At 64.4% G+C, this 16,484-nt stretch carries 18 protein-coding genes; 13 read left to right on the forward strand and 5 right to left on the reverse strand.

The window, feature by feature from the left end:
* Positions 1-19: 19 nt before the first annotated feature.
* Complete coding sequence (locus tag F3N42_RS05655; RefSeq protein WP_191621247.1) at positions 20-1,267, reverse strand: MFS transporter; 1,248 nt, start codon at positions 1,265-1,267, stop codon at positions 20-22.
* Between the two features lie 100 nt (positions 1,268-1,367).
* Between F3N42_RS05655 and F3N42_RS05660 the strand changes: the two genes are divergently transcribed.
* The 4 genes from F3N42_RS05660 (at position 1,368) to F3N42_RS05670 (ending at position 6,663) form a co-directional block, all read left to right on the forward strand.
* Complete coding sequence (locus F3N42_RS05660) at positions 1,368-2,030, forward strand: SDR family oxidoreductase (protein ID WP_150863422.1); 663 nt, start codon at positions 1,368-1,370, stop codon at positions 2,028-2,030.
* A 53-nt stretch (positions 2,031-2,083) separates the two neighbouring features.
* Positions 2,084-2,227 (forward strand): DUF6116 family protein, encoded by a 144-nt coding sequence (locus F3N42_RS15590; RefSeq protein WP_191621248.1) that lies wholly within the window; start codon positions 2,084-2,086, stop codon positions 2,225-2,227.
* Positions 2,228-2,323: 96 nt separating this feature from the next.
* On the forward strand, positions 2,324-3,544 hold the full coding sequence (locus F3N42_RS05665) for an efflux RND transporter periplasmic adaptor subunit (RefSeq protein WP_150863423.1): 1,221 nt from the start codon (positions 2,324-2,326) through the stop codon (positions 3,542-3,544).
* Positions 3,541-6,663, forward strand: coding sequence for an efflux RND transporter permease subunit (locus tag F3N42_RS05670; protein WP_224784750.1), 3,123 nt, complete (start codon positions 3,541-3,543; stop codon positions 6,661-6,663). Before F3N42_RS05665 ends, F3N42_RS05670 begins: the two co-directional genes overlap by 4 nt.
* On the opposite strand, the gene F3N42_RS05675 is transcribed toward F3N42_RS05670, so the two are convergent.
* Positions 6,636-7,505 (reverse strand): pirin family protein, encoded by an 870-nt coding sequence (locus F3N42_RS05675; protein ID WP_150863424.1) that lies wholly within the window; start codon positions 7,503-7,505, stop codon positions 6,636-6,638. The two genes, F3N42_RS05670 and F3N42_RS05675, sit on opposite strands and share 28 nt — an antisense overlap.
* 37 nt (positions 7,506-7,542) lie before the next feature.
* Complete coding sequence (locus tag F3N42_RS05680) at positions 7,543-8,145, reverse strand: FMN-dependent NADH-azoreductase (RefSeq protein ID WP_150863425.1); 603 nt, start codon at positions 8,143-8,145, stop codon at positions 7,543-7,545.
* Between the two features lie 127 nt (positions 8,146-8,272).
* Between F3N42_RS05680 and F3N42_RS05685 the strand changes: the two genes are divergently transcribed.
* Both F3N42_RS05685 and F3N42_RS05690 read left to right on the forward strand, forming a co-directional pair.
* The gene (locus tag F3N42_RS05685; protein ID WP_224784752.1) at positions 8,273-9,181 is read left to right on the forward strand and encodes a LysR family transcriptional regulator; all 909 of its coding nucleotides are present in this window, start codon (positions 8,273-8,275) and stop codon (positions 9,179-9,181) included.
* On the forward strand, positions 9,178-9,957 hold the full coding sequence (locus tag F3N42_RS05690) for an alpha/beta hydrolase (protein WP_150863427.1): 780 nt from the start codon (positions 9,178-9,180) through the stop codon (positions 9,955-9,957). Before F3N42_RS05685 ends, F3N42_RS05690 begins: the two co-directional genes overlap by 4 nt.
* A 7-nt stretch (positions 9,958-9,964) precedes the next feature.
* Here the strand turns inward: F3N42_RS05690 and F3N42_RS05695 are convergent, their stop codons facing one another.
* On the reverse strand, positions 9,965-11,068 hold the full coding sequence (locus F3N42_RS05695) for a peptidylprolyl isomerase (protein ID WP_191621249.1): 1,104 nt from the start codon (positions 11,066-11,068) through the stop codon (positions 9,965-9,967).
* A 194-nt stretch (positions 11,069-11,262) separates the two neighbouring features.
* Here F3N42_RS05695 and epmB point away from each other — a divergent pair, with 194 nt between their 5' ends.
* The 7 genes from epmB to F3N42_RS05730 all read left to right on the forward strand — a co-directional run bounded on the left by epmB (position 11,263) and on the right by F3N42_RS05730 (position 15,016).
* Positions 11,263-12,279, forward strand: coding sequence for an EF-P beta-lysylation protein EpmB (epmB, locus tag F3N42_RS05700; RefSeq protein ID WP_150863429.1), 1,017 nt, complete (start codon positions 11,263-11,265; stop codon positions 12,277-12,279).
* Positions 12,280-12,553: 274 nt separating this feature from the next.
* A complete protein-coding gene (locus F3N42_RS05705) occupies positions 12,554-12,727 on the forward strand; it encodes a DUF1328 family protein (RefSeq protein ID WP_150863430.1) in 174 nt (57 codons plus the stop codon).
* A 50-nt stretch (positions 12,728-12,777) separates the two neighbouring features.
* Positions 12,778-12,972: a hypothetical protein gene (locus F3N42_RS05710; protein ID WP_150863431.1), complete on the forward strand. Its 195-nt coding sequence runs from the start codon at positions 12,778-12,780 to the stop codon at positions 12,970-12,972.
* Positions 12,973-13,022: 50 nt separating this feature from the next.
* On the forward strand, positions 13,023-13,334 hold the full coding sequence (locus F3N42_RS05715; RefSeq protein ID WP_150863432.1) for a glycine zipper domain-containing protein: 312 nt from the start codon (positions 13,023-13,025) through the stop codon (positions 13,332-13,334).
* On the forward strand, positions 13,331-13,738 hold the full coding sequence (locus tag F3N42_RS05720; RefSeq protein ID WP_150863433.1) for a hypothetical protein: 408 nt from the start codon (positions 13,331-13,333) through the stop codon (positions 13,736-13,738). The genes F3N42_RS05715 and F3N42_RS05720 overlap by 4 nt, the downstream gene beginning before the upstream one ends.
* Positions 13,735-14,070: a hypothetical protein gene (locus F3N42_RS05725; protein ID WP_150863434.1), complete on the forward strand. Its 336-nt coding sequence runs from the start codon at positions 13,735-13,737 to the stop codon at positions 14,068-14,070. Before F3N42_RS05720 ends, F3N42_RS05725 begins: the two co-directional genes overlap by 4 nt.
* Before the next feature lie 46 nt (positions 14,071-14,116).
* Positions 14,117-15,016, forward strand: a complete 900-nt coding sequence (locus tag F3N42_RS05730) for a sugar phosphate isomerase/epimerase family protein (protein WP_150863435.1) — start codon at positions 14,117-14,119, stop codon at positions 15,014-15,016.
* 48 nt (positions 15,017-15,064) lie between these two features.
* Here F3N42_RS05730 and F3N42_RS05735 read toward each other — a convergent pair whose 3' ends face one another.
* Positions 15,065-16,384 (reverse strand): MFS transporter, encoded by a 1,320-nt coding sequence (locus F3N42_RS05735; RefSeq protein ID WP_150863436.1) that lies wholly within the window; start codon positions 16,382-16,384, stop codon positions 15,065-15,067.
* Positions 16,385-16,484 lie beyond the last annotated feature (100 nt).

The following is a 16,484-nucleotide window of genomic DNA, read 5'->3' on the forward strand; positions in this document are numbered from 1 at the left end:
GGGTGCAGACAGGGTTTTCCTATCCCCCGGCAGGAATTCCATCGGACAAGGCAATGGCGCCGAGGCGCGGCACCAGCCAAACGGCCCAACCGGCCATGAGCAGGCTGTACCCGCCCATTGCCAACAGCTGCAACTCAAGCGCCACACCGGCATCCAGCAGTAACCCGACGAGCCCGGGTGCGACAGCCGTGGAAATCACCACCAGCGCTGTCACCACCGCGCGGATGGATCCGAGGTGGGTGATGCCATAGAGCTCAGCCCAAAGGGCGCCGGAAGTTGCCGAGGCGCAGCCCATGGTCACACCGAACAACGCCATGACGACCAGCAGGACGGCAACCGATCCTGAAAATCCAAGCAACAGCGTGGCGATACCCATGGGCACCAGGTAGGTTGCCAGCAGCCGGCGAGCGCCAAAGCGGTCGACCAGGCTGCCAGCCGTCAGCGACGCAAACACGTTGACGATCGCCAGCAGTGAAAACGTACTTGCGAACATTTCCAATCGCCAGCCGCGGAGTTCAACCAGGTTGACCTGGTAGAAAAACACGGCTGTCAGAATGAATGGCGGTGCCAGGATTACCGGCATGAGCAAGTAAAATGAGGCATGCCTGAGCACTTCTGACCGGGTCCATTGGTGACGCCGATCATCCGGTTGGTGCCCCGCCCTGGCCATGGGCCCGCGTGTCGGGTGGCGCTCATGGTGAAGCAGGTACAGGAATAGCGGTATGCCAACCACGGCCAGCATCAGCGCCGCATACAGCCAACTCTGGCGCCAGCTGGTGGCCACCATCACCGCAACGGCCGCCGCCGGCAGAAACGCCTGCCCGCTCGGCATCCCCATCGCCGCCACCGCCACCGCCCGGCCACGCTTACGGTTGAACCAGCGGCCCATGGCGGTCATCGCGGTCAATGTCAGCATGCCCTGGCCGAAAAACCTCAGGCCAAACAGCGCCAGTGCCAGCACCCAGGCATTGTAGGTGTATGCCATCAATACCGCGGTCAGCGCCAGGCCGGCCATGACGCCGGCACTCAGCCAGCGAATCGGTATGGTGTCAGCCAGCTTTCCCGCCCAGGTCAGCACCACGGCGCTGGCCAGTGTCGCCACCGCGTACAGCGCCCCGAAACTGCCATCGGTGAGCGTCAGGTCGGCCTTGATGTGACCTGCGAACAACGCGATGTAGTAGGTCTGCCCGAAACCCGAAAACATCATCAACAAAAAGCCGCTGGCCAACCAGCGCAGATCCGGTTTCAGGTCGGTCAGGAATGACATCGGGGCATGTTCCGGGTTTGTAACCACCATTTCAACATGACGTGGCGTTCACGGCACATTGCTACAATGACGGCCTGATTCAGAATCGGAACACTGCTGTATGGCCAATGTATTGATCAGTGGCGCCAACCGGGGTATCGGGCTGGCGCTTGCTCGCCTTTACCACGACCGTGGCGACCGGGTTGTCGCGCTGTGCCGCAGCAACCCGGGCGGGTTGGACGGGCTTGGCGTCGAGGTTCATGAAAACTGCGACGTCACCGACCAGGCCGCCCTCGACCGCCTGGCGAAGTCGCTGCAGGGCCAGACCATTGATGTCCTGGTCGCCAATGCCGGCATCATGATTTACGAAGGCCTGGACGAACTCGATCGCGAACACTGCCTGCGACAGTACGAGGTCAATGCGCTGGGGCCGGTGTGGCTGACGCGTGCACTATTACCCAACCTGGTCGCTGGCAGCAAGGTCGGCATTGTCTCCAGCCGCGTCGGTTCGCTCGCGGACAACCAGTCCGGCGGCAACTACGGCTACCGCATGTCCAAGGCGGCGGTGAACATGGCGGGCGTCAACCTGGCGCACGACCTTGCACCGCGCGGCGTAGCCGTCGCCCTGCTCCACCCGGGTTATGTCAAGACCGATATGGTGAGCATGGGCGGCGATGTCGAGCCCGACGTGGCCGCGGCGGGCCTGGTCGAACGCCTGGATGAACTCGATAACGACTCGACCGGCACGTTCTGGCACGCCCAGGGACAGGCATTACCCTGGTGAGCAGGGCAGACGGAAATACAGCCCGGAAGGGGCTTACCGGCTGGTTTGAATCGTTGCGATTTCCGATCCTGGTGATTATCGCCGCGGTGTTGTTCGTGGCCGACATGCTGGTACCCGACATTCTGCCCTTTGTTGATGAAATACTGCTGGCCCTGGGCACCGTCATGCTCTCCAGGTTCAAGCGCCGTGACGCCTAGGCTCCGGGTGGCGTTTTCGTACCGGCCATTACCTGAGAATCATTCTCAGATACGTTATTCTTCACCGTTTACCAACACTGACGAGACCCCCAACAGGTGAATTCCGAAGCTGCCCCCGACAAGCGCCGTCCCGGCCTGCCCCGTACGCTCATTGTTTGCGCGCTGATCGCCGTCATCGGCATCGTGCTGCTGACGTTGATTTTCAATACCGAGCCCGGTGCCGAGCGGGAAACCGCCGTACGCCAGTCCGCCGTGATGGTCGATATCGTCAGCCCCGAGGCCGGCGATTTCCAGCCCGTCATCCAGGCCCTCGGTTCGGTGCGCCCGTCGCAGGAAATTGAACTGCGTTCCCGCGTGTTCGGCGAGGTAACAGCCATTTCCGACCGCCTGGCGCCGGGTGGTTTTGTCAGCGCCGGCGACGTGCTGTTGCGCATCCAGGACGCCGACTATCGCAATACCCTGTTGCAACGCCAGAGTGAGCTGCAACAGGCGATTGCCGAGCTGGAGCAGGAAAAGGGCCGGCAAATCCAGGCCGAACGTGAATACCGCGACCTGAAAGCCGACCGCGGCGAGGCCCTGGACCCGGCCAACCTGTCGCTGATCCTGCGCCAGCCGCAGCTGCAGAGCGCAGAGGCCCGCGTGAACGCCGCGCGCGCCGCCGCGGCCCAGGCCCAGCTGGATCTCGAGCGTACCGTGATTCGCGCACCATTCGATGCGCTGGTGTTGGAACGCGCCGTGAACCTGGGTTCGCAGGTGAGCACCGGCGAAGCACTGGCACACCTGGTCGGACTGGAACGATACTGGGTGGAAGCCACCGTGCCGCTGGACAAACTTCGCTGGCTGGCCTTCGCCAACGGCGAGCCCGGCGCGGGCTCCGCGGTCACCGTCCATCACCGTTCGGCCTGGCCGGAGGGACAGTACCGCCGCGGTTACCTCGACCAGCTGGTCGGCCAGCTGGAGGGCGGCACGCGCCTGGCGCGGGTGCTGGTGGTGGTTGAAGACCCGTTGGCGCGGGCCGCTGCCAACGCCGACCAGCCCGGCCTGATCATCGGCGCCTTCATGGATACACGCATTTCCGGCCGGCAGATCAGTGGCGCGCTCAAGCTGCCGCGGGAACTGGTACGCCAGGGTGATACGGTCTGGCTGATGCGCGATGGCGTCCTGGCGATCCAGCCGGTCGTCATCCAGTTCGAAGATGCCAGCTACGCTTACATCAGCGAAGGCCTGCAGGCCAGCGACCAGGTCGTGGCGACCAACCTGGCCACGGTCAAGGAAGGACTGCGGCTGCGGCCACGCGAAGCAGGCGCAGGCCCGTGAGCCGCGCTTTCGAACAGGACGGCATCCGCCGCGGCCCCATCGCCTGGATGGCGCAGAACGCCATTGCCGCCAACCTGCTGATGATCATCCTGATCGGCGGCGGCATCTACACCGCCCTGACCATGCAGAAGGAGGTCGATCCGGACTTCGCGCTCGATATCGTCGAAGTCGTCGTCAGCTATCCCGGCGCCGCGCCGGAAGAAGTTGAACAGGGCATTATCCTGCCGATCGAGGAGGCCATTCGTGGCGTCACCGGCATTCGCGAGATCACGTCCAATGCCTGGGAAGGCCAGGGCCGGGTGCGGATGGAGCTGGTCGCCGGCGTTGACCGGATCAAGGTGTTCCAGGACATCGACCAGGCCGTCACCCAGGTGCGCACGTTCCCTGAAGATGCCGAAGAGCCCGAAGTCCGCCTGCAGGACCGCGTCCGTGACGTCATGGAGATCGCGCTGTACGGCGATGCCGATGTCTGGACCATGCGCAAGTTGGCCGAACGGGTCCGCGACCGGTTGCTGAACCAGCCGGGGATCAGCCAGGTCGAGATCGGCGGCGCGCTGGATTACATCACCCACGTGGAAATTCCTTCATCCACGTTACGCGAATACGGCCTGACCCTGGGTGAAGTCGGCAACATTATCGAGCAGTCCAGTCGCGATGTGCCGGCGGGTTCCATCGACACCAGCGGTGGCCAGATCCTGCTGCGTGTTGAGGAACGCAAACAGTGGGCCGACCAGCTCGGCCAGATTGTCATCCGCAGCGCCGAGACCGGCAGCCCGGTCACGCTGGGCGACATCGCAGAGATCCGCGACGGTTTCGAGGAAGTCGGATTCCAGAGCCAGTTCAACCGGCGGCCTTCCATCGACCTGGAAGTCTTCCGTATCGGCGAGCAGTCGCCATTGGAAGTGGCCGCCGCCGTTCACGAGGTGCTGGCAGAGCTCGACACCACGCTGCCCGACGGCATCAGCTGGCGCATCGACGGCAATGCGGCCAAGGATTTCGACGACCGCATGTCGCTGCTGCTGGAGAACGGCGCGCTGGCCATTGTCATCATCGTCATCATTCTGAGCCTGTTCCTCGAATTCCGCCTGGCGTTCTGGATCATGATGGGGATGACCATCTCGTTTATCGGCTCGATCACCGTGCTGCCGTGGCTGGGCGTGAGCATCAACATGGTGTCGATGTTCGGCTTCCTGGTGGCGCTGGGCATTGTCGTCGATGACGCCATTGTCGTGGGCGAGAACGTCTACGAATACCGCGAGCGCGGCATGGGCAAGATGGAAGCCGCCATCAAGGGCGCGAAGGAAATGGCCTGGCCGGTCACCTTCAGCATCCTGACCAACGTGGTCGCGTTCCTGCCGGTAATGTTCCTGCCCGGCGTGACCGGCAACTACTGGTGGCCGTTGCCGGCGGTGGTGATCGCGGTTCTGCTGTTCAGCCTGGCCGAAGCGCTGTTTATCCTGCCGGCGCACCTGGCGCACGTACACGAGCGCACGCACACCAGTGTCAGCGAGTCCATGCACGGCTGGCAGCGCCGCTTCTCGCGCGGCGTCAGCAACTGGATCGACAACCGCTACCGGCCGTTCCTGGGCACCGCCCTGCGCCACCGCTACATTTCATTGACCGCTGCCGTGACCCTGCTGGCGGTGACCGGCGGTTACGCCCTGTCCGACCACATGGGCATGGTGCTGATGCCGGAACTGGCCGCGGACGAGATCGAGGCCGGCGTGCGCCTGCCCACCGGCACCACCCGTGACCAGGCCGCGTCCATTGCCGTCGAGGTCACCGAGGCCACGCACCGGATGTTCGAGAAACACGACCTTTACCAGACCGCGGAAGGCATCAAGACCAATGTCCGCGGCGGTTCATCTTTCGTCGATGTCGAAATTGTCATGAAGCCACCGGACGAACGAAACATGACCGCCCGCGACGTAATCCAGCTGTGGCGCCAGGAAATCGGCGACATCGACGGCGTCGACCAGATCACCTTCGAGGCTGAGCGTGGCCCGGGCGGCTGGCGCGATGACATCGAGATCGACCTGAGTCATTCCGACGTTGATGTCCTGACCGAGGCCAGCGAAGCGCTTGTGGAACGGCTCGAGGCCTTTGAAGCGGCCAGCGGCGTCAACACCAACTACCAGCCGGGCAAGTCACAGCTCAGTTTTACGTTGATGCCGGAAGGCCGGGCACTGGGGCTGACCCCGAACGATGTCGGCCGCCAGGTGCGCGACGCCTTTTATGGCGCCGTCGCCATGCGCCACCTGCGCGGCACCAACGAGGTGGAAATACGCGTCAAGCTGCCCGAAGCAGAACGCGAAGACCGTCGCTACCTGGAAGACTTCGTGATCCAGGCGCCGAATGGCGTGGAAGTGCCGCTTATGGACGTGGTGACCGTGCAGCAGGGCACCGCCTTCCGCTCGATCGACCGCCGTGACGGCCGCCGGGTGATTACCGTCAGCACCGACGTGGAACCCAAGAGTGCCGCCGGTCGCCTGCTTGATACGATTCGCGCCGAAACACTGCCGCAGTTAAGAGCCGACTTTCCGGGGCTGACCTGGACCTTCGAAGGCAACCAGGCAGAGATGCGCGAATCCACCGCCAACCTGTGGGGCAGCTTCGCGTTGGCCCTGTTCGCCATCTACGCCTTGCTGGCGATCGCATTCAGCAGCTACGTGCAGCCGTTGATCGTGATGATGTCGATCCCCTTCGGCGTGGTCGGCGCGGTACTCGGCCACATGATCCTGGGCTACGACCTGTCGCTGGTCAGCATGATGGGCGTGGTTGCCGTGGCCGGCGTGGTCGTCAACGGCGCGCTGATCATGGTCCACTACGCCAACAGCAAGCGCGATGAAATGGGGCCGGAGGCGGCCGTGCTGGAGGCCGGAACACGACGGTTCCGGCCCATTGTCCTGACGACCCTGACCACCTTTGGCGGGGTCACGCCGATCATCATGGAGACCTCGCTGCAGGCCTACCACCTGGTGCCGATGGCGATTTCCCTGGGCTTCGGTATCGTCTTCTCGACCACCATCATGCTGCTGCTGGTGCCCTGCCTGTACATGATGCTGGAAGACATCCGCCAGCTGTTCCAGCGTCAGCCGGTGAGCACACCGGCACGGTAATCGGCCAGCGCCTGGTCGATTTCCTCGCGGGTGTTCATGACGAAGGGGCCGTACTGGACCACCGGCTCGCCCAGCGGGCGACCGGCCACCAGCAGCACCCGGCTGTCTTCGGCGCCGGCCTCGAGTGAAAGCCGTGCGCCATCGCCCAGGATGCCGGCCTGGCGCATCGCCAGCGGCTGATCATCGACCAGCACACCGCCCTCGTAGACGTAAACGAACGCGTGGTGCCCCTCGGGCACGGGTACGGTCGTGGCGGTGCCCGCGGGCAGCGTGAAGTCCGCCATCAGCGGGTCGGTCGCCATTGCGCCGGGTTCGGCGTTGATCGGACCGGCGGTGGTTTGACCACCAACCGCGAGTCGGCCGGCGATCAGCTTCGCGGTCACACCGTCACCCAGTGACAACAGCGGGATGTCATCCGCGGGAACGTCGCGGTAGGCGGCAGGCTGCATCTTGTCCTTCGCCGGCAGGTTGATCCACAGCTGGAATCCACGCATGCGGCCACTGTCCTGCTGCGGCATCTCGGAGTGAATGACGCCACGCCCGGCCGTCATCCACTGCACGCCGCCGCTTTTGAGTTCGCCGACATTTCCCAGGTGATCCTCGTGACGCATGTGGCCGTCGATCATGTAGGTCACGGTCTCGAAACCCCGGTGCGGGTGCGGCGGAAAACCGGCGATGTAGTCCTGCGGGTTGTCCGTGCCGAACTCATCCAGCATCAGGAAGGGGTCAAGTCGATGGCCGCCATTGGCGCCGATGCTACGGCGCAGTTTCACACCGGCGCCATCGGAGGTGGCCATGGCCGGGATCACCCGGGCCAGGGGTCGGTTGCCTGTATCGCTCATGGATATTCTCCTTTTACCTGTTCGCGCCCGCCGGCCCTCAGGCCGCCAGCGCGTCGATGGTCGAATGGGCCTGCTCCAGCGCCTGGCGCTGGATATCTTCACCCATGGCCAGGCCCTCGGCATAGACAAACTCGATGTCACGAAGGCCGATGAAGTTCAGCACGTGGGTCACGTAGTCGGTCTGGGTATCCCTGGGCGTGCCCAGGTAGATACCGCCACGGGCGGCAAACACCATGACCTTGCGGTCGTCCAGCAGGCCCTCGGGCCCGTTGGCCGTGTAGCGGAAGGTCACGCCCACGCGGGCCACGTGATCGATCCACGCCTTGAACACCGACGGCACGCCAAAGTTGTACATCGGCAGTCCGATGACCACGGCGTCGGCTGCGCGCAGTTCCTCGATAAAGGTATCGGACTCGGCCAGGGCCAGGCGCTGGGTCGGGGTCAGGTCGGCGGCGTCCGCGAGGAAAGCCTGGAAGCGCTCAGCGCCCAGGTGCGCCACCGGGTGCTCGGCCAGGTTGCGCTCAATCACCCGGCCACCGGGGTTGGCCGCCTGCCAGCGCTCAACATAGCGCGCCGCCAGCGCGGACGACTGGCCCTTGTCGGAGAACAGGCTGGTATTGATGTGCAGTAGCGTTTTCATGTGTCGTCCTCGTTCGAAATTGAGTGTTGGACACATGATATTCATCGTATACTTAAATATATATGTGAATATTTTGCTGTTTTATATCGTATAACTCGATAGGTTGAAGGACGATGCTGAAGCGATGTTGAATCCACGGGTATCACTGGACCAATGGCGCGCCTTCGTCGCCGTGGTCGACCATGGCGGCTACGCCCAGGCCGCCGAGGCGCTGCACAAGACCCAGTCGTCGGTCAGTTACGCGGTGCACCGAATCGAGTCATTGCTGGATGTCCACCTGTTCCAGCGCCAGGGTCGGCGCGCGGTGCTGACGCCGGGCGGCCAGGTCCTGTACCAGCGCGCCACCACGCTGCTGGATCGCGCCGGCAGCCTGGAGCGTGGCGCCGCGGAGTTCGGCCCCGACTGGACCCCGGAATTGCGGCTGGCCGTGGAGATCGTATTCCCGACCTGGGTGCTGCTGGAAGCGCTCGACCAGTTCGGCGCCCGGTTTCCGCAGACCCGCGTGCAGCTGTACGAGACAGTCCTGGGTGGCATGGACGAGGCCCTGCTGGAACGCCGGGTCGACCTGGCACTGACGCCGTTTGTCCCGCGCGGCTTTGCCGGTGACCCGTTGCTGGACATCCGCTTCATCGCCGCCGCCCATCCCGACCACCCGTTGCACCACCTGGGCCGCCCGGTCACGCTGGATGACCTGCGCGACCATCGCCAGCTGGTCATCCGCGACAGCGCGCAGGAGCGCCCCCGCGACAGCGGCGGCTGGCTGGGCGCGGAGCAACGCTGGACGGTCAGTCACAAGGCCACCCAGATCCGGGCCGCCTGCATGGGCATGGGTTTCGCCTGGTTCCCCGAGCAGGCCATCCGTCACGAACTCGACGAGGGCCGGCTGGCGCCGCTACCCATGCGCGAAGGTGGAGAGCGCTACGCGCAGGTCTACCTGGTCTACACCGACCCGGATGCGCCGCCGCGTGCCGCGGCCGAGATGGCCGAGATCCTGCGCACCATGTCCATGAACCGCGATAGACTGGGCTCACCATGAACCGATGCCTGCACTGCCTGGCCGTGATGACCGCCGCCCTGGTGGCCACCGGTACTCACGCCGGGGAGTTGTCGGACAATATCCGTATCGACAGCCAGCAACTGGGCTACACGCTCCAGTATCGCGTCTACACACCCTCCCCCATCGACCCGGGCAAACAATACCCGGTGCTACTGGTGACCGATGGCCAGTGGTACCTGGATGACGGTGGGATGGCCGACGTGCTGGACTCGATGATCGCGGACGGGGCAATCACGCCGGCCTACGTGGTGTTTGTCGACAGCCGCAACCCCGACCGGCTGGAGGAAAACCGCCGGACCAGCGAGTTCATGTGCAAGGTGCCGTACGCCAACTTCTACACGGCGGAACTGCTGCCCACGCTGTACGAGCAGTACCCCATCAGTGTCCGCCGCGAGGACACCAACGTGTTGGGCCTTTCTTTCGGCGGGTTGAACAGCGCCTGTTTCGGCGCACTGGCCTCGCCCCGGTTTTCGGGTATCGGCATGCACTCGCCGGCCAGTGACCGGCACCTGGAAGCCGTTTTTCCGCTCTACCGCGACTGGGATCAGGAACCGCTGAGGGTATACATTTCCGCGGGAACGCGCGGCGACAACCTGCGCGCGGCGCGCAAACTCGCGGCCGTCCTGGAAGAGGACGGCCACGCGGTCACGCTGGATGTGAATCGTGGCGCCAGCCACGACTGGGGCAACTGGCGTGTCATGCTCGACGACGCGCTACTCACCCTGCTGGGCCCCGGCAGGCCGCCGGAGCCCTGAACGGGCCTTACTGAACGTCCGCGGCTGCCTCGACGAGCGCCTCGCAAAGCGCCACGTTATCATTCGCCACGCGGCTGATCGGAATGCTGCCGGACTCGCCAAAGCTGCCCAGCGTGTAATCCACGGTACCGGTGGTGCAATCGTCGAAGCTCAGCGTGATCGTGCCCACCGCCTCCGGTTGTTCCGCGCCGATGCCGTAATCGTCGAATTGGCCGCCACGGACGTTGTAGACGTTCAGCACGACGCTGTCGGTGCCACCATTCAGCGCGCCGGCCGCGGACTGGGCCGACAGCCAGCGCTGGCCGGGGTCACCGATGCCTGATTCCGCGTCCATGCCAGGCAGCTCGGAATCCCAGGTGTACCAGCCCATCGCCACCAGGCCGATGTCCGGCAGCACATCCAGGTAGAAGCCCTCGCCGGTATCGGTGCTGTTGAACCAGGCGCCATTGACGCCGGCGTTGAAAACGAACGGCGGCGGCGGAGGCGGTACGTCGCTTACGATGGACACGTCGGTGAACAGGTAGTTGTTGATGCTGCGCTCTTCACCGGTGGCGTAGTTGAACAGCGGGATCTCGGTAAACACCGTGCTCAGGTAGAAGTCCTGGATGGAACCCAGGATATCGACGACGTCCATGCCATCGCCGATGACTTCACCGAACACCGCGTAGCCGGCGTCATCACCACTGGTCGGACCATCAAGCAACTCGGCGTTGTCACGCAGGTTGATGAACCACTGGCTGGTGGCGCTGTCCGGCTCGCTGGTCCGCGCCATGGCGATGGTGCCACGGGTGTTGGAAATACCGGATTCATTGGCAATCGGGTCACGGGTTTCTATCCGCTCGAAGGTGTCTTCCACGGTCCAGGTGTGGCCGCCGCCCTGGATCACGAAACCATCGCTCTTGCGATGAATGATCGAGTTCTCGTACGCACCGGACTCGATGTACTCGAGGAAGTTGGCGACCGAGATCGGTGCCTCGTCGTCATACAGCTCAACCGTGAAATCGCCGAAGCGGGTCTCGAACAGCACCTGGGTAGCCAGTGCCGGTGTAGCCGCCAGCGCGGCCAAGATCATCGTCGACGAGCGCACGAGGCGCGAAACGGATGCGGTCATGAAAAAGACTCCTGGGAATTGCCGCGGACGGGCAGCTTCCGGTTTACATTGGTTCGGCTCGGCGGTCTCGGCCGCGCAGCCAGTTGGGGTAGCCGCGTATTGTACCGGCTCGTGCCGCATTTATCAGCTTCCGGGCGTGATATCCTGCGCCCTACGGGCCGTTCCCGAGCCCACACCGCACGCCCCTGTTCCCGATGCCCAACTCGCCTACATCGTTGACCCTTCATTCCGGCACCGACTGGAAACGCCAGCTCGCCGACGTGGTCCGCGATGGCGACACCTTGCTGTGTGCGCTGGGTCTTACACCCGAGCAGGTGGGCTTCAGCGCAGCGGCCTGCCGGGGCTTCCGGCTCAAGGTGCCCTGGGACTTCGTCCGTCGCATGCGTCACGGCGACCCCGACGACCCGCTGTTGCGGCAGGTGCTGGCCACCGGCGACGAATTGCTTGACGCGCCGGGCTTCGGCGACGACCCCACCGGCGAGGCCGAGGGCGCCGTGGCCCGCGCCGGCATCCTGCACAAATATCGCGGCCGGGTCCTGCTGGTCGTGGCGGGGGGCTGCGCCGTAAATTGCCGTTACTGTTTCCGGCGCCACTTTCCCTATGACAGCAACCGGGTCGGCCGCAAGGACTGGGCGCAGGCCCTGGACTACGTGGCCGCGGCCCCGGACATTCACGAGGTGATCCTCAGTGGCGGCGACCCCCTGGTGGCAGACGACCCGGCGCTGGAGGACCTGTGCGCGACCATCGCCGACATCCACCACGTGCGCCGCATCCGCGTGCACACGCGCCTGCCGATCGTGCTGCCGGCAAGGGTCACGGACCGCCTGCTCGCCGCGCTGTCACCCGCAGGCGTGCAGACCGTGTTTGTCGTACACGCCAACCATGCCCGCGAGATCGACGACGGTGTCGGCCAGGCGTTTCAGCGCATCCTCGATGCGGGCATGACGCTGCTGAACCAATCGGTGCTGCTCGCCGGCGTCAACGATGATATCGATACCCTGGCCGAACTCAGCGAGACCCTGTTTGCACACGGCGCACTGCCCTATTACCTGCATGTACTGGACCGGGTAACAGGCGCCGCGCATTTTGACCTGCCGGAATCCCGCGCCCTGGCCCTGCATGCCGGGCTGCGTAAGGCATTGCCCGGCTACCTGGTGCCAAGGCTGGTGCGGGAAGTTGCCGGGGAGGCATCGAAGACGCCACTGGCCTGATCGCGGTACGCAATCGCCACCCACCCCCTGACACCCGCCGTTTCGGCCGTGTAAATACCGCCCTTTGCGCGGTCAGATTTACAAGGAACGCTTGTTCCGCACCCTGGATATGCACCCACCCTTTTCGTATATCTTTGTTATGACTGGCCTAAATGCATTTGGCCCGATATTTGCATCATACCCAGCAAGAGTCGCATTGCATCGGCGCCTCGCGTGAGAAATAACCGGCCGCCAAAAGGCCGGTCGATGCGAACCACAAGACGGAGGAATAATCATGCTTGGCTGGATTCTGACACTGCTTGTTATCGCCCTGATCGCGGGTCTGCTTGGATTTACCGGCATCGCCGGTGCCGCGGCGGGTATCGCGAAGATCCTGTTCTTCGTATTCCTGGTGCTGCTGGTCATTGCCTTGGTCGCCCGCGCATTACGCGGATCGCCGCCGGTATAACCGACACGACTGACTGCAAGAACCCTTTTACAGACTGAGGAGTACAAACCATGAAAAATATCAGAATGATGCTAACTTTGAGTGTGTTCCTGGCCGCGTTTTCACTCGCTGCCTGTGAACAGCAGGGTCCGTTTGAAGAGGCCGGTGAAAAGATCGATGAAGCGGCCGAAGATGCCGGTAATGCGGTCGAAGATGCCTGTGAAGACATCAAGGATGCCGCCGGCGCGCAAGACAAGGACTGCTGAGTAACACGATCCACGATTCAACATTGACATTGAACCGAAGGAGATGACCCATGAGTACTTCAGGAACACAGGCGGCCACCGGGCCGCGACCCGCCGATACATCACCGACGACCCACAAGGCGCGTGACGTGGCACATGATGCCGTTGACCGGGCCGCTGGCCGGGCCGAGGTCCTGGAAGAGCGACTGCGCCAGGAAGCCGCGCAGATGGCCAACAAGGCCAGCGCCGGCAAGGACGAGGCCATGGCGAAACTGGACGACACGGTCGAAACGCTGGACAAGTTTGTCCGTGAACGACCACTGGCCTCCCTGGGCATCGCCTTTGGCGCCGGTGCGCTCGCCGCACTACTTCTGCGCAGGTGAATACGTCAGCAACCGACAGCCGGCCGCCCCCCGCCGGGGGCGCGGCCAGCCCTGATGACAGCGGCCCGGCGGGCCTGCTGACCGAGTGGATCGCTGCCTACGGGCAGCGTTTCTCGTCTGCGGCCCAACTGGTCATGGCGGAAACCCGGCTGGCCATCACCAGCTTCGTGCTGATGGTGTTCGGCGTGGTGGTGGCCGCCGGTTTCCTGATGTTCGCCTGGGCACTGGTGCTGTACGCGGGCATGCGGGCATCAGCCCTGGCAGGCATGCCACTGGTGGCGATCGCAGTCATTCTTGCGCTCTTGCACCTGGGCGCCGCCGCACTGGTCTTCCGCGCCGTGTCACGCCTGGGCTCGCGCCTGGAATTCGAAGCCACCCGTGAAATGCTGGGAACTGACCCATGATTTCCGCCTGGCGCCGCCAGGCGCGGGAACTCGAGCGACTGCGCGCGCAGCGACTGACCGCCGTCGGTACGGAACGGGCCCGGCGCGCACGGCTGATTCTCGAAGTCGAGTCGCGCTGGCTGCAGGCCGAAACCTTGTTATGGACGGCCGTGACCGGCTGGATCTGGTTTTCCCGCCGACGCGACCTGGCCGAGGAAGAACGTGGCGGACTGGTCGCTGAATTGATCGCGTCACTGTTCATCATGCAACGCTGGCGACGACTGAGCCAGAAGGCCAGGCGCACAGCACGTCGCGCTAGCGGCGACGGGCGCACCGGCGATGATATGTCATGATAGATGCCCCGCCCCGCCCGGGGTGAACAACAACAGGAGCTGACACGTGGGCGCCAGGACATCATCTTCAACACCCTCATTGACACGCCGCGGACTTTTCGCGGGCACCGCGGCACTGGCCACAACGTCACTCCTGGCCACGACCACCGCCAGCGCGGCCACAGACAGTAAGGCCGGCTGCCACCATGCCGGCGCGGGCCGCGCCACGGGCATCCAGCTGTACACGGTCCGCGATTCCATGGCCGACGATGTCCCCGCCACGCTGACCGCGCTCGCCGCCATCGGCTACCGTGAGCTGGAGTTCGCCGGCTATTTCAACCAGTCACCGGTGGCGCTGCGCACACTGCTCGATGACCTGGGCCTGGTCGCCCCGAGTACGCACATGGACGCCCGACAGCTTCGGGACGCCCCGGACGCACTGCTCGATACCGCCGCCGCGATGGGCCACGACTACGTGGTCATTGCCTGGCTGCACCCTGACGACCGGAAGACCCTTGACCAGTACCGGGCCTGGGCCGACGTCTTCAACCGGGTGGGCGAAAAGTGCCAGGCCCTGGGCATGCGCTTCGCGTACCACAACCACGATTTCGAGTTCGCCGCGATTGACGGCCAGGTGCCCTGGGATGTGCTGCTGCAGGCCACCGAGCCGGACCTGGTCGACTTCGAACTGGACATGTTCTGGACCCGCAAGGCCGGGCTGGACCCCATTGAGGTACTGACGCGCGCACCCGAACGCTACACCATGGCGCACATCAAGGACATGAGCCCGAACGGCGACATGGTCGACGTGGGCACGGGTGAAATTGACTACGGCGCGATCCTGACCAGCCCCGAAGCGGCCAGCCTGAAACACCTGTTCGTGGAACACGACAACCCGGCCGACCCCTTCCGCACCGCCGCCGTTGGCCGCCTTGGCCTCACCCGCGCCCTGCTGGGTGACGGGTGACGCGTTACGCGTCACCAAAAAACGGGCGCCGAAATGGCGCCCGATTTTTCAGCCGGTCGCGCCCTTGCGGTTGCGGCTGCGCTCGAAGGCCCACACCGCACCGAAGATGAAGAACAGGATCACCGGGATGATTGCGACGGCCTGGAATGATGTGGTCGCCGCCTGCGCCAGGGCGCCGGCCATGGCCTCGGAGCCCGGCTCCAGCGCCTCGAACGCTGCCTGGCCGCCGGCTGCCTCGAATTTGGCCTTGTCATAGATTCCGCCCAGTTCAGGCAGCACGAATCGAATGGCCAGGGCGCCGGCAAAGCCGGTCAGGCCAATCGTCCACGGCCCGCCTTTCGGGAAACGGTGCGCTACGGCCGCCAGCATGGTCGGCCACATGTAGCACACGCCAACCGCCCAGACCGTGGCCGCCACCAGTGCGGTCACCGGCGATGAAGCCACGCTCAGCAGGTACAGGCCGATGCCGGCCGGCACGGTGGAAATCCATAGCAGGCCCATGTCGGAAAAGCGGTGCGCCAGTGCGCCGGCAAAGTGGCGCATGACAAACATGATGGCGGCCACGTAGACCAGCACCACGATGCCCGGCATCTTCACCGTTTCGCTGAGCGCGATGTCCACCCAGGACGAAGGCGCCAGTTCCGCCGACGCGGTCAGGAACATGATGGCGAAGAACACCCAGAAGAAAGGCTGCTTGACCACCACCATCAGCATCTCGCCGAAGCTGACGCCCAGCGATTCGGCCTGCGTGCCGGGGAATTTCTGCGTCATGGCCCAGAGCCCGAAAGCGATGCCGGGGATCATGATCATGGCGATGGCGATGCGCCAGTCCATGTCCATCACCTGGAACAGCAACAGGCTGAGCAGGCCACCGGCGACGATGCCAGCCGGCCACCAGGCATGCAGCACGTTCAGCCGGTGTGTCTTTTCATCCGGGTACAACGCCGCGGTCACCGGGTTGATGGCGGCCTCGGTGCAACCCCAGCCCACGCCCATCACCAGCATGCCCCACCAGACCAGTGGCACCACGTCGACGCCGGTCGCCAGTGACGGCGCCATGACCACCATCAGCGGGCCGACGATAAAGGTCGCGGACGCAATCAGGATCACGCGCTTGGCGCCCAATACATCCAGGATCGGGCTGGCGACCAGCAATGATGCGGCAAAGCCGAGGAAGGCCGCGCCCAGTGCGTCGCCGATCATGCGCCCGGAGTTGGCGATATCGACCGGGTCGAAAAGGGCTTCCTTGATGGCGCCCGAGGCGGCAATGCGCAGCGAAAACGCCGCGGCGGCGGTGAACAGCGCCAGGACGCTGATCCAGAACAGTGCGGAACGGTTGTACCCATCCGCGGCATGAGTGTCAGACATCGTTATTATCCTTTTATCGTGAGCCAGCGGGGCGCGAGCACCCCACACCAGTTTATACGACAGAAGCGGGGGTGGGGCCAAGCGCCGGGAGAGCGCGCGG

It is taken from the genome of Marinihelvus fidelis (assembly GCF_008725655.1).
GTDB classification, from domain to species: domain Bacteria; phylum Pseudomonadota; class Gammaproteobacteria; order Xanthomonadales; family SZUA-36; genus Marinihelvus; species Marinihelvus fidelis.

Excerpts from the sequence above, each read along its gene's own strand:
- F3N42_RS05735 (WP_150863436.1), bottom strand. The coding sequence starts at position 16,384 with ATGTCTGACACTCATGCCGCGGATGGGTACAACCGTTCCGCACTGTTC.
- F3N42_RS05675 (WP_150863424.1), bottom strand. The coding sequence starts at position 7,505 with ATGAGCGATACAGGCAACCGACCCCTGGCCCGGGTGATCCCGGCCATG.
- F3N42_RS05710 (WP_150863431.1), top strand. The coding sequence starts at position 12,778 with ATGAAAAATATCAGAATGATGCTAACTTTGAGTGTGTTCCTGGCCGCG.
- epmB (WP_150863429.1), top strand. The coding sequence starts at position 11,263 with ATGCCCAACTCGCCTACATCGTTGACCCTTCATTCCGGCACCGACTGG.
- F3N42_RS05660 (WP_150863422.1), top strand. The coding sequence starts at position 1,368 with ATGGCCAATGTATTGATCAGTGGCGCCAACCGGGGTATCGGGCTGGCG.
- F3N42_RS05690 (WP_150863427.1), top strand. The coding sequence starts at position 9,178 with ATGAACCGATGCCTGCACTGCCTGGCCGTGATGACCGCCGCCCTGGTG.
- F3N42_RS05715 (WP_150863432.1), top strand. The coding sequence starts at position 13,023 with ATGAGTACTTCAGGAACACAGGCGGCCACCGGGCCGCGACCCGCCGAT.
- F3N42_RS05695 (WP_191621249.1), bottom strand. The coding sequence starts at position 11,068 with ATGACCGCATCCGTTTCGCGCCTCGTGCGCTCGTCGACGATGATCTTG.
- F3N42_RS05725 (WP_150863434.1), top strand. The coding sequence starts at position 13,735 with ATGATTTCCGCCTGGCGCCGCCAGGCGCGGGAACTCGAGCGACTGCGC.
- F3N42_RS05680 (WP_150863425.1), bottom strand. The coding sequence starts at position 8,145 with ATGAAAACGCTACTGCACATCAATACCAGCCTGTTCTCCGACAAGGGC.
- F3N42_RS05705 (WP_150863430.1), top strand. The coding sequence starts at position 12,554 with ATGCTTGGCTGGATTCTGACACTGCTTGTTATCGCCCTGATCGCGGGT.
- F3N42_RS05655 (WP_191621247.1), bottom strand. The coding sequence starts at position 1,267 with ATGTCATTCCTGACCGACCTGAAACCGGATCTGCGCTGGTTGGCCAGC.